Genomic DNA, 12,264 nt, shown 5'->3' with positions numbered 1-12,264 from the left:
CATCGACTGATTGAGTATAGGGTTAAAAATGACCAAAAAATCAAACACCGGATTCAAACGTATCATCAAAGCAGCAGGCTTTTCATGGCAAGGCATTACGAGTTCGTTTAAAAATGAGGCTGCATTTCGACAGGAAGTGTTCATGGCGGTCGTGCTTATTCCGTTGGCATTTTACCTAGATGTAAGCCAAGTTGAACGAATCTTAATGATCTCATCGGTGGTATTGGTGATGGTTGTCGAGCTAATCAATACCGCGATTGAAGCGGTTGTCGACCGAATCGGCAGTGAACATCATGAGCTTTCTGGGATGGCTAAAGATGTCGGTTCGGCAGCAGTTTTCATCTGTTTGGCACTCGCAGGTTATGTGTGGCTAGAGATCCTGTTTTTGTAATTTGCTAAAAATGAACTAAAAACAACCAATTGCTTTGCTTTTGTTCAGTTACTGGATATACTCACAGTCAACTGTATAAAAAGACAGGTGAATCATGAAGCCGTTAACGCCCCGCCAGCAACAAGTCTTTGACCTTATCAAAGGTAAGATCGAAGATTCCGGTATGCCACCGACACGTGCAGAAATCGCGCGTGAACTAGGCTTCCGTTCTGCTAATGCTGCAGAAGAACATTTGAAAGCTCTTGCTCGTAAAGAAGCGATTGAGATTATCCCGGGTGCGTCTCGCGGTATTCGTATTTTGCTTGAAGATGCAGCAAACGAAGAGCAAGGTTTACCATTAATCGGTCAGGTTGCCGCTGGTGAGCCTATCTTGGCTCAAGAGCATGTAGAAATGCATTACCAAGTTGATCCAGGCATGTTTAAACCACAAGCTGACTTCTTACTTCGTGTAAATGGCGAAAGTATGAAAGACATCGGTATTATGGATGGTGATTTATTAGCTGTTCATAAAACACAAGATGTACGCGATGGTCAGGTTGTAGTGGCTCGTGTCGATGATGATGTAACGGTAAAACGCCTAGAACGTAAAGGTTCAACGGTTCTGTTACATGCTGAAAATGAAGAGTTTTCTCCAATCCATGTCGATCTAGAATCTCAACACTTGTCTATTGAAGGGCTTGCGGTTGGTATTATTCGCAACACCGACTGGATGTAGTCAGTACAAACAGCTTATTGATATTTATTCTCAATAACTTGTCATTGTAATTGATATTCATTATCATCTTCTTTGTCGAGATACAAGGAAGATGATGATGCCAAACCCAACCAAACCTCAAATGAAGCCGCTTACTCGTAAGCCGCGCTCCTCTGTTCAAAAGGCTTCTTCTGAACAAGGGTCTGCACATCAAGAATTCCAAGTTCCGACGAACCTCGTTCAGCATCTTTGGTTTCGTAGCCGTGAAAGCCTAGCTGATGATGGTCTCGTTTATGATCCTATCGCAGCTCAAGCCTGCAAGCGTTGCCAGCTCGCACCAGAATGTCTTACCGGTGAACTCGACCAACAGCAACTCCTTTACGCGACACTGACTCAACTTTGTGATTCTCAAGTTCAACAGTTTTTATCTCATAACCCAGATGCTTGGATTATTAACGTGGGAGCAGGGCTCGATACCCGTTTCTACCGTTTAGATAATGGCCGCTGTCATTGGGTTGAGTTAGATGTAACCGAGAATCTGCTTTGGCGACAACGCTTGTTCCACAAAAATGAACGCTATCGCTTGGAGTGTGGCTCTGTCGATGACCTAACTTGGTTGGATGAACTTAATATTCCAGAACAAGCCTCGGTGATGGTGGTGTGTGAACATGCTTTGCTGGATTGTAATGAACAACAGACCGCGAACTTCATTCAGTCTTTGAGCCGCTACTTTACTCATGCACATGCGTGTTTAGTCTTAGCTGGAGATAAAAGCTCAAGTACGTTGGGACAAAAGCTTGGTTCAGGAAAGTATGCTCATGGGTTGTCTTCACCAATAGACAGCGTTCTTAATTGGCTGCCATGGGCACAATGGGTAAAAGCGTTTTCTCCACTAGACCAAAAATGCAACCGTTGGAAATTGTGGCAGCGACTTCTTTGTAAGATCTCTCAGGTCAAAAAGCGTTTAACGCCGCAGTTAGTGCTCGTTAAGTGGTAATCCTAGGTGTTTTGTATTTCGAGTAACTGAGTACATAGCCGGTATAAGTAAAATTCCACAACATAGTGAAAGCCCACCCACTAGGTTAAACTATCGCCTCTAATCTAAGAGGTGATCGTGAAGCTATTTAATCCCCAAACTATTTTTCAAACGCTATCCAATCAGGCGATGCACAAAAAAGTGCTGCTGCTCGCGATCCCGATGGTTCTCTCTAATATTACTGTTCCACTGCTGGGCTTAGTCGATGCGGCGGTTATCGGTCACCTCGAGCACTCTTGGTATTTAGGTGGTGTGGCGCTGGGCGGCACAATGATCAGCGTGACCTTTTGGTTGCTTGGTTTCCTGCGCATGTCGACAACAGGGCTAGCCGCACAATCTTATGGTGCGAATGATGGCAAGCAACTTGGTTTAGTCTTTGTGCAAGGCGTGACCATGGCCTTAGGGTTTGCTGGTGTCTTTTTGCTTTTACACAGTCTAGTCGCCGATTTAGTTTTCTCATTGAGTAGCGCCAGTGATCAAGTTAAGCACTATGGTCAGCAATATTTCTCAATCCGCGCTTGGAGTGCGCCTGCTGCGCTAACTAACTTTGTGATTCTAGGTTGGTTACTCGGGACTCAAAATGCCAAAGCGCCCATGTGGATGGTCATCATCACCAATATCACCAATATCGTTTTGGATATTGTTTTTGTTATCGGCTTAGGATGGCAAGTGGAAGGTGCAGCATTGGCATCTGTAATGGCTGATTATGCCGGTCTAACATTTGGCTTGATTTGTGTTTACCGAATCTGGGCGAAGAAGCAGTTACCATCGCCATGGGATCTGCTTAAGAAAACCAGCCAAGGTTTGAGTCGTTTCGTGAAATTGAATCGCGATATCTTTCTTCGTTCATTGTATCTACAAGCGACTTTCACTTTCATGACTTTCCAAGGTGCAAGCTTTGGCGATGATGTTGTTGCGGCCAATGCAGTGTTGATGAGTTTCTTGATGATCATCTCTTATGGGATGGATGGCTTTGCCTACGCAATGGAAGCGATGGTCGGTAAGGCGATAGGCGCGAAAGACAAAGATGAACTGAACCAGTCATTGATTGGTACTTTCTTCTGGAGCTTTAATATTTGTTTGGTACTGACCATAGCGTTCGCACTCGCTGGCTCGAGTTTGATTAATATGATCACTACCATTCCTGACGTGAAGAACCAAGCCGAGGTGTATTTACCGTGGTTAGTCGCAATGCCATTGGTGTCTATGTGGTGCTTCTTGTTGGATGGTATTTTTGTTGGAGCAACCAAGGGCAAGGATATGCGCAATAGTATGTTTGTTGCGACCTGTAGTTTCTTCGCGATTTTCTATTTAGCATCAGGTTTAGAGAACCATGCACTGTGGTTAGCGATGCTGAGCTTTATGGCAATGCGCGGAATTGGTCTTGGTGTGTTGTTTGTTTCTCAGTGGAAGAAAGGGGAGTTTCTCGCTTAGCTCTGAGGGCTCTGTTTGTGGAGAGTAAATGAGGCTGTACAGGTAAAGGGGTATTTAGAACATCATGATCTAATTACTATCAATGCCTTAATATTCAGTGTTTTAAATAAAAACAGCAAGCGCGTGGCTTGCTGTTTATGTATTTGGCCTATGGGTGGTCAAATACTCCTATTGGTTCTTTATCTAGAATAAACGGTTAAGCCCGTTGAGTGCTGCAACACGATAAGCTTCCGCCATCGTTGGATAGTTAAAGGTTGTATTCACAAAGTACTCGATGGTATTTGCTTCACCTTTCTGTTCCATGATCGCTTGTCCGATATGGATGATTTCAGCGGCACGCTCACCAAACACGTGGATACCTAAAATCTCTTTGGTTTCGCGATGGAACAGAATCTTCAAGCTACCAATGTCTTTACCCGCAATTTGAGCACGAGCTAGGTGTTTGAATGAAGAACGTCCTACTTCATACGGTACTTTAGCTGCGGTAAGTTCTTGCTCGGTTTTACCAACAGAACTGATCTCCGGGATGGTGTAGATGCCGGTTGGAATGTCTTCGATAAGGTGGCGTTCAGCTTCACCTTTCACAATTGCTTGAGCCACAAATCGACCTTGGTCATAAGCCGCGCTTGCTAGGCTAGGGTAGCCAATCACATCACCGACAGCGTAAACATGGTCAACATTGGTTTGGTAATTGGTATTTACTGAGACTTGCCCACGCGAGTCCGCTTCTAAGCCAACAGCACCAAGGTTCAGTTTATCGGTATTACCCGTTCGGCCATTGGCATACAGTAGGCAATCAGCGCGCATCTTTTTACCTGACTCTAGGTGAATGATCACGCCATCATCAGTGCCTTCAATTTTCTCAAAGGTTTCATCGTTGCGAATCACGACACCGCTGTTCCAGAAGTGATAAGAAAGTGCATCTGAGGTTTCATTGTCTAGGAATGACAACAGACGGTCACGAGTATTGATAAGATCGGTTTTTACACCCAAACCGCGGAAAATCGACGCGTATTCACAACCAATAACGCCAGCACCATAGATGATGATGTGTTGCGGGTCGTGTTTAAGAGAAAGAATCGAGTCACTGTCGTAGATACGTTCATGCAGGAAGTCGACGTTATCTGGTTGGTAAGGGCGAGAGCCTGTCGCGATAACAAATTTGTCTGCACTGTAATGTTCTTCAGTGCCATCGCTTTGCATTACCGAGACAGTGTTGGTATCGATAAAACGTGCAGTACCAAAGACCAACGTGCACTGGTTGCGGTCGTAGAAGCCTTGGCGTAATCGAGTCTGCTTGTCGATAACCGATTTGGCATGCCCCAAAATGTTAGAAAACGTTGAGTGTATGCTTTTGTTGTTCTGACAAAACAGCGGATTACTGTTGAATTCGATAATACGACTTACGGCATGACGCAGTGCTTTTGAAGGAATTGTTCCCCAGTGAGTACAACCACCACCAACGCTGCTCTCTTTCTCAATGATTGCAACGTTCAACCCGGCTTTGGTTAATCCCATCGCTGCCCCTTCTCCTCCGGGGCCACTACCAATTACGATTACATCAAAGTGGTTGGAGTGCGGCATAGATATCTTCCTTGTTATATTTGATTAACATTGCTTTAGCGAGATTTTAACCGATTCTGTTCTCGGGTACATGAAAAGGGCATCAGAGAGTCGGTGGGATCACGCAGTGTTATCGAAAAAATAATATTTGGTATGTCGTATGTCTCCAAATGACAGCGTGGATATTGAAATTTTTTCTTCGAACGTATTTACTTCGGTACGTGAACAAAGAGGTATGTTTAGTGTCTTATATAACCAGAGTGCCTTATATAAATAAGTGATTCGCGTTATATTGAATAGAGTATTAGACATGCCTGTTTAGGCTGTAAAAGAAGAAATTGATAAAGTATGAAACCAATGGGCATTCGCGCACAGCAAAAAGAAAAAACTCGTCGCAGCTTAATCGATGCAGCATTTAGCCAACTCAGCGCCGATCGTAGTTTTTCCAATCTAAGCTTGAGAGAAGTCGCTCGTGAGGCTGGAATAGCACCGACTTCCTTTTATCGTCACTTCAAAGACATGGATGAGCTTGGCTTAACCATGGTTGATGAAGGTGGCTTACTGCTGCGCCAGTTAATGCGTCAAGCTAGGCAACGCATAGTAAAAGAAGGCAGTGTGATTCGTACATCGGTTGAAACCTTTATGGAATTCATTGAAAGCAGCCCTAACGTATTCAGACTGTTATTGCGAGAGCGCTCAGGAACTTCATTTGAGTTTCGTGCAGCGGTAGCTCGTGAGATACAGCACTTCTCTGCTGAGTTAACCGAATATTTGATAACGACTGGCATGACACGAGACGAAGCTTTTACTCAAGCTGAAGCCTCCGTTATCTTGGTCTTCAACTCAGGGGCAGAAGCATTAGATTTAGATCGACGTCAGCGAGATGAACTGGCTGAACGCTTGATCATGCAATTGCGAATGATGGCCAAAGGGGCTTTTTGGTATCGTAAAGAACGTGAACGTAACCGATTAAAAGGCGGGATTGAATAATGTCGAATGAAAATAATACTGTAAACCGTGGTTCAGAAAGAAAGACACTCGTACTTGCTGTTATTGCCGGTGTGTGTGGTGATGCTCTGTTATCTTGGGTAACAATGAGCGAAGTGGGCTTCTCTATTTTCCCACTGATTGCTTTAGTCTTGGCTGTACAAGCACTTTACCAAGAGTACCTAACTAACCCAGTATCTGAAGATATTCCACTAGTAGGTTTGGCTTGTTTCTTTGTAGGTGCATTTGGCCACTCGGCTTTTGTGAAGGCACAACACCCTGATGCTGGCTCAAACTTCTTTGCGATTATTGTCGCGATGTTGCTTCTTGCATGGGTAGGTAAGAAACTCGGCTTTATCGGCAAAACTGCTTAAGCTGATTTAGAAATTAAAAAAACGAGCCAATGGGCTCGTTTTTTTGTATCTGCTGTTTGGCTTAGACCTGAAAGCGATACTTACGCTTTACGCTCTAGGAATACGCCAGCTTCCATGTGGTGCGTGTAAGGGAACTGGTCAAACAGAGCAAAACGAGTGATGTCGTGCGTTTCGCTTAGGATGTCTAGGTTCTCTTTCAATGTTTCAGGGTTACAAGAGATGTACATGATACGCTCGTAGCCTTGAACCATCTTACAAGTATCAACATCCATACCTGAACGCGGTGGATCAACAAAGATAGTGTTGCAGTTGTAGCTCTTAAGATCGATGTTCGCTTGCTGTAGACGACGGAACTCACGCTTGCCTTCCATTGCTACAGTAAAATCTTCTGCAGACATACGGATGATCTGAACATTTTCAATGTTGTTCGCAGCGATGTTGTATTGCGCAGATTCTACTGACGGTTTCGCCAGTTCAGTTGCCAGTACACGCTCGAAGTTTTGTGCTAGCGCTAATGAGAAGTTACCGTTACCACAGTAAAGCTCAAGTAAGTCGCCTTTGCTGTCTTGAGTACAATCGACAGCCCATTCCAACATTTTCTCTGCCACTTTGCCGTTGGGTTGAGTAAAGCTGTTCTCTACTTGTTGGTAGATGTAGCTATCACCATTCACATCTAGCTTTTCAATTACGTAGTCGCGGTCCAGTACGATTTTCATCTTACGCGCACGGCCAATCAGGTTTAGGTTAAAACCTTCATCGTTTAATTGCTGCTTAAGTGCTTTAGCATCTTGAATCCACTGTTCACCTAATTGACGGTGGTAAAGCAATGACACCAAAATTTCGCCGCTTAACGTAGAAAGGAAGTCTACTTGGAATAGCTTGTGGCGCAGAGAGTGGTTGTCCTTCATTGCATCTGTTAATAGAGGCATTAGGTCATTGATAAGACGGCTAGCTGCAGGGAACTGGTCTACGCGGTATTTTTCTTTAGTCTCTTGATTGAACATGACGTAATACATATCGTCACCTTCATGCCACACGCGGAACTCAGCACGCATGCGGTAGTGTTGTTCTGGAGATTCATACACTTCCAGTTCAGGCACATCATATTCTGAGAACATTTCTGTAAGACGCTCTGTCTTTTCTGCCAGTTGTTCTTGGTAGCGTTGCGGGTTTACATCTAAATTCGCCATGGTTATGCCTTTTGCTGTCGTGCTTTTAAATCAAGAGCGCAGATTTTATTCAATCACAGGCGCTTGTCCAGTGTTGAGCGCCATTCAATGTAAATCGACCATGAAAACTATAGCTTATAACTATCTTAGACTAGACAAATGATTCAGAGGTCAATACTATCTCCGGCAAGCTGGTGCCATTTAGATGTATAGATGGCTGAAGAGGGAATCTGGTGTGAATCCAGAACTGACGCGCAGCGGTAAAAGAGAACGAGTATTCATAAGACACTGCAAATAGCTTTTTGTGGGAAGTCGAATATCAGGTAACCATAAGGTTGTGCTCTTGAGTCCGAATACCTGCCAGCGGCTAAACCATGACATGTGGTTTGGTAGGAATTTACGCGATTTAGGATCACAACATGAACAAATCCCTTTTAGCGGTTGCTGTAGCATCGCTGCTTTCACCTATCTCCAATTTACACGCCCAACAAGCATCTGCCGACGAAACCATGGTGGTTACGGCTAACCGTTTTGAGCAAAGCACGGAAAGTGTTGTCGCTCAAGTTGAAGTAGTAACACGCCAAGATATCGATCGAATTCAAGCTAAGTCTCTAACAGATGTGTTTAGACGATTGACGGGTATTCAGGTTTCACAAAATGGAGGCCGAGGACAGCAAGCTTCGATCTTTGTTCGTGGTGCTAATTCTGATCAAGTGCTTGTTCTCATTGATGGTATTCGTTTTGCGCGAGCTGCAAAGGGTGGTGTCGATTTTAGCCAGTTACCAATTACATTCGTTGACCGAGTGGAATACGTTCGAGGAGCTCGTGCCGCTATGTATGGCTCAGAAGCTATCGGCGGTGTTATCAACATTATTACTGTTGCAAACTCTGACAATGAAAAAACGGCAGTTAGTGCAGGTTTAGGAAGCTTAGATTACCAAGAGCTGAGCTTTGTTAGTGGTACTAAGGTCGGTGAAAATGGTCACTTGAACGTATCTGTTGGTTACGATTCCGATGAGGGATACAACGTTCATCCATTACCAGGTGTTAATGATGGTGATCGCCATGGTTTTGAATCACGCAATGCTCTAATTGGTTATGTTCATAATTTTGATCAGCAATGGAGTGGCTTCGCGAATTTCCGTATGTTTGAAACCATTTCTCAGTACGATGGTTCATTTGGTACAGACCATTCTTACAAAGAAGCTGAAGTTCAAAATTCGACCTTTGCTACTGGTGTTAAATATAGTGGCAGTGAACTTAAGTCTGATTTCTTAGTTAACTATCAGAATCAAGATAACTGGAACTACGAACAGTCTTTAGGCAAGAACTCAGCGTCAGCAACATCTGATGAGCTTGAACAGCTAAATGTTCAATGGGTGAATTCATACAAACTAACGTCGTCACTGACTCTTAGTGGTGGTGTAGATTGGCGTGATGAGGCTTATATTGTTAAGCCTTCGAATACTGAATACGACAGAACGAATGTTGCGTACTTCGCTGCATTAAACGCAGATGCGGATAAAGTGTTCGGAGAACTGAGTCTTCGTGTTGATGACAATGAGCAGTTTGGTACAGAAACTACTTACAACACAGGGTTAGGCTATCGTTATGCTGAGTGGCTTGTTGTAAAAGCAGCTTATGGCACATCCTTCAAAGCACCTAACTTGTATCAACTATATAGCTACTACGGTAATGCACAGTTAGAAGCTGAAAAGGCAGATTCATTTGAACTGACTTTTGGTGGCTTAATCAAGGATGTTGATTGGTCGATTACTGGCTATGATACGAACGTCGAAGACTTAATAGATTATAACTACGCGACAAGCAAGTACTACAATACTGATGGCGAAAGCCAACTACGTGGTGTGGAAATGGTCGTAGGATTTGATACTAGCTTTATTAATCATGAAGTGAGCGCTAACTTTCAAGACCCCGAAGATCAATCTGGTGAGCAGTTAGTTCGCCGCGCAAAGAAGATTTATAAGTATAACGCGGTAGCTAGTTTCGATGATGTTGATCTGTCATTGGGGTACCAATACGTAGGAGCACGACCAGATTTCTCTGAAGAGTTGGCTGCATACAGTTTGTTTGATGTTTCAGTTAACTACTATGCAAATGAAAATCTTACTTTAAATGGTCGAGTCGAGAACCTTACTGATGAAGAGTACGAGACAGCTGGTGGATACCCATCTCCAGAGCGTACATATTACGTAAATGCTACTTACCAATTCTAATTTTCACCTAAACCGCCTTCGGGCGGTTTTTTCTTATTGGATATATCAATGAAAAAGAAAGTCGTCATAAGTTGGTCGTCAGGCAAAGACTCTACATTAACCCTAGAACGTCTACTTGAAAGCACCGAGTATGAAGTTGTTGCTCTCTATACTACGTATGTTGGAGATGAGGTTCCTTTCCAAGTCACGCCAATCGAGGTTGTCAAAATGCAGGCAACATTGATCGGCTTGCCATTAATAACGATTGAGCTGCCGGAAGTCTTCCCAAGTAACGAGATCTATCAAAGTACGATTGTTACGGCGCTTAAAGGGTCGGGTTTATCAATTGATGCCGTGGCATTCGGCGATATGTTTTGCAATGGTATTGCTGATTACCGAAGAAGTTATATAGAACCTGCGGGTTGGGAGCTTGTATTTCCTCTACTGGGAGAGAGTAGCCAAACTCTGGCTCAAGAAATCATAAATAGAGGAATCGAAACCTTTCTCGTCACAGTTGATAGCGATGCATTAGACATGAGCTATTGCGGGAAAGAATACACGCCTGAACTAATAGACAGTTTGCCAAGTCACGTCGACCCATGTGGAGAAGATGGTGAGTTCCATACCTTAGTCACGTCAGCGCCATGCTTTAAAGGTAAGCTTAAGATAGAGCTAGAAAATGTAGAGCAGGGTGAGCGCTTTGGGCATCAACGCTACCGAGCTTGCATTATGTAGAGTGATGATTGGCGAAAACTAGGTGAAGGGGTATCATTGCTGCGGAACTTATTACAGGTAATGGTTGTGTCGGAAAGCATACAAAAAAACATATTGGTCTTTGATTCTGGAGTTGGCGGTCTGTCTGTATATAAAGAGATAAGCCAGTTACTACCCAATCACAACTATATCTATGTATTCGATAACGAGGCTTACCCTTATGGTGAGCTCGATCAGCAAGTCCTCATTCAGCGAGTCCAAAGTATCGTCGCCAGTTTTGTGGCGAGTCACGCTATTGATATCGTGGTGATAGCTTGTAATACGGCCAGTACGATAGTCCTGCCGACACTTCGCGCTAATAACCTTATCCCTATTGTCGGCGTAGTCCCGGCAATCAAACCTGCTTCGTTACTGGCTAATAAAGCGGTTGGCCTTATTGCGACTCCCGCGACGATTACTCGTGAATACACACACGAGCTCATCAAAAACTTCTCGAGTAATAAAAGAGTAGAGCTGTTGGGTTCTACTCGGCTAGTGGATATGGCCGAAGATAAACTCAGAGGTGAGGAAATTAGCCTTGAAGAGTTACAGAAAATCCTTCAACCGATGATCAACACGATTGATGTGGCTGTTTTAGGATGTACTCATTTCCCACTTATCAAATCTGAGATTCAACAAGTACTAGGTGAAAGTGTAATGCTGATAGATTCTGGTAAAGCAATAGCGAAGCGAGTTCAAGATTTGTTGGGTTTGGAAAGCATTAATAAAGAAGTGGGAGTGCGTGAGGTTTTTTGTAGTGCACTTCCTAAAAAAGAAAGTGCACTAAATAGTATGTTAAAGCAGTTAGGGTTTAGCTCAGTTCAGATTCGTCCGTTTCAGGATGTTTAGGATCATTTGCAACACGTACTTTTAAAGTGCGTTGCATGTAATCTTTATCGTTAAGTGCAGAGATTGCATGATTCACATCATTACTTGCCATAACAACAAATCCAAAGCCTCTTCTTTTACCAGTACGTTTGTCTTTCATTAAGCGTACTGCAAATACTTCACCATGCTCTGAGAATAATTCACGTACATGTGATTCGTTCGCTTTGTATGGAAGGTTACCCACATAAAGTGTTTTGGTTGAAGCCTTAGGTTCTGAATCTGATTTTGAGTCGGTGCTTGAAAAGTTAACAACAAAAGCGGAAGCCAAGACACCAAGGATAAAGGTAATTGCAGGCGATATATCTACCTGAGAGAAAACAATGCCGCCTAATACAGCCAGTGCGACAATTAACAACATCGATTTTTTTGAGTTCATATCGGAATACTACATATTAATAAACGAAATAGACGCATCTACCATTAACAAAATAGACACATGAATCTTACGTTCATGGCTTCCATTTTTCCAATGTATTGCTGTGATACGTCTCAAATGTTTAGTTTTTATTCGAAAAATGCGGATCTGGTGGCTTTTTAGGCGAACAAAACTTTTATTTCAAAAAGCCCTTGTGCTCCATCTCAATCTCTCTATAATGCCGCCTCACCGACACGGAGTGAGACGAAAGTCACACAGCGAAATCGGTAGAGAAAAAGAGTTTGAAAATAACCCTTGACTCTCAAAGTGGTGCAGGTATAGTACGCACCCCTAGCGACTGAGATGTGAATCACAAAACGCTAGCGCTCTTTAACAATTTAAAC

General features: G+C 43.4%; 12 protein-coding genes and 1 riboswitch. Of the genes, 9 read left to right on the top strand and 3 right to left on the bottom strand.

Going from position 1 to position 12,264, the window contains the following annotated elements:
* Positions 1-28 precede the first annotated feature (28 nt).
* The 4 genes from AB4585_RS19930 (at position 29) to dinF (ending at position 3,555) form a co-directional block, all read left to right on the top strand.
* Positions 29-391, top strand: a complete 363-nt coding sequence (locus AB4585_RS19930; protein ID WP_017061045.1) for a diacylglycerol kinase — start codon at positions 29-31, stop codon at positions 389-391.
* Between the two features lie 94 nt (positions 392-485).
* A complete protein-coding gene (gene lexA, locus AB4585_RS19925; RefSeq protein ID WP_019820514.1) occupies positions 486-1,106 on the top strand; it encodes a transcriptional repressor LexA in 621 nt (206 codons plus the stop codon).
* A 97-nt stretch (positions 1,107-1,203) separates the two neighbouring features.
* On the top strand, positions 1,204-2,082 hold the full coding sequence (locus AB4585_RS19920) for a class I SAM-dependent methyltransferase (protein ID WP_372098466.1): 879 nt from the start codon (positions 1,204-1,206) through the stop codon (positions 2,080-2,082).
* Between the two features lie 117 nt (positions 2,083-2,199).
* Entirely contained in the window at positions 2,200-3,555 is a 1,356-nt protein-coding gene (gene dinF, locus AB4585_RS19915) for an MATE family efflux transporter DinF (RefSeq protein WP_017067882.1), read from the top strand.
* 183 nt (positions 3,556-3,738) lie between these two features.
* Here dinF and sthA read toward each other — a convergent pair whose 3' ends face one another.
* A complete protein-coding gene (sthA, locus tag AB4585_RS19910) occupies positions 3,739-5,139 on the bottom strand; it encodes a Si-specific NAD(P)(+) transhydrogenase (protein WP_017061048.1) in 1,401 nt (466 codons plus the stop codon).
* A gap of 327 nt (positions 5,140-5,466) precedes the next feature.
* Between sthA and fabR the strand changes: the two genes are divergently transcribed.
* Positions 5,467-6,108: an HTH-type transcriptional repressor FabR gene (gene fabR / locus AB4585_RS19905; protein WP_010438693.1), complete on the top strand. Its 642-nt coding sequence runs from the start codon at positions 5,467-5,469 to the stop codon at positions 6,106-6,108.
* Positions 6,108-6,479, top strand: coding sequence for a YijD family membrane protein (locus AB4585_RS19900; protein ID WP_017061049.1), 372 nt, complete (start codon positions 6,108-6,110; stop codon positions 6,477-6,479). Before fabR ends, AB4585_RS19900 begins: the two co-directional genes overlap by 1 nt.
* Positions 6,480-6,559: 80 nt before the next feature.
* Here the strand turns inward: AB4585_RS19900 and trmA are convergent, their stop codons facing one another.
* Positions 6,560-7,669: a tRNA (uridine(54)-C5)-methyltransferase TrmA gene (gene trmA / locus AB4585_RS19895; RefSeq protein WP_017061050.1), complete on the bottom strand. Its 1,110-nt coding sequence runs from the start codon at positions 7,667-7,669 to the stop codon at positions 6,560-6,562.
* Between the two features lie 154 nt (positions 7,670-7,823).
* Positions 7,824-8,028, top strand: a riboswitch (cobalamin riboswitch).
* 39 nt (positions 8,029-8,067) lie between these two features.
* On the opposite strand from trmA, the gene btuB reads away from it, so the two are divergent.
* The 3 genes from btuB to murI are packed head-to-tail and all read left to right on the top strand — an operon-like array spanning position 8,068 to position 11,466.
* Positions 8,068-9,885 carry a TonB-dependent vitamin B12 receptor gene (gene btuB / locus AB4585_RS19890; protein WP_372118567.1) on the top strand — a complete coding sequence of 606 codons (1,818 nt, stop codon included), beginning with the start codon at positions 8,068-8,070 and terminating at the stop codon, positions 9,883-9,885.
* A 48-nt stretch (positions 9,886-9,933) separates the two neighbouring features.
* Positions 9,934-10,599, top strand: coding sequence for an ATPase (locus AB4585_RS19885; protein WP_372170700.1), 666 nt, complete (start codon positions 9,934-9,936; stop codon positions 10,597-10,599).
* A 60-nt stretch (positions 10,600-10,659) separates the two neighbouring features.
* Positions 10,660-11,466, top strand: a complete 807-nt coding sequence (gene murI, locus AB4585_RS19880) for a glutamate racemase (RefSeq protein ID WP_372170718.1) — start codon at positions 10,660-10,662, stop codon at positions 11,464-11,466.
* Here the strand turns inward: murI and AB4585_RS19875 are convergent.
* A complete protein-coding gene (locus AB4585_RS19875; RefSeq protein ID WP_171733428.1) occupies positions 11,429-11,881 on the bottom strand; it encodes an RNA-binding protein in 453 nt (150 codons plus the stop codon). The genes murI and AB4585_RS19875 overlap by 38 nt on opposite strands.
* Positions 11,882-12,264: the final 383 nt, after the last annotated feature.

The organism is Vibrio sp. 10N.222.49.C9 (genome assembly GCF_041474985.1).
Classification (GTDB): domain Bacteria; phylum Pseudomonadota; class Gammaproteobacteria; order Enterobacterales; family Vibrionaceae; genus Vibrio; species Vibrio crassostreae_C.
The sequence above is the reverse complement of the archived record's forward strand: the minus strand, read 5'-3'. Positions and strand labels throughout refer to the sequence as shown.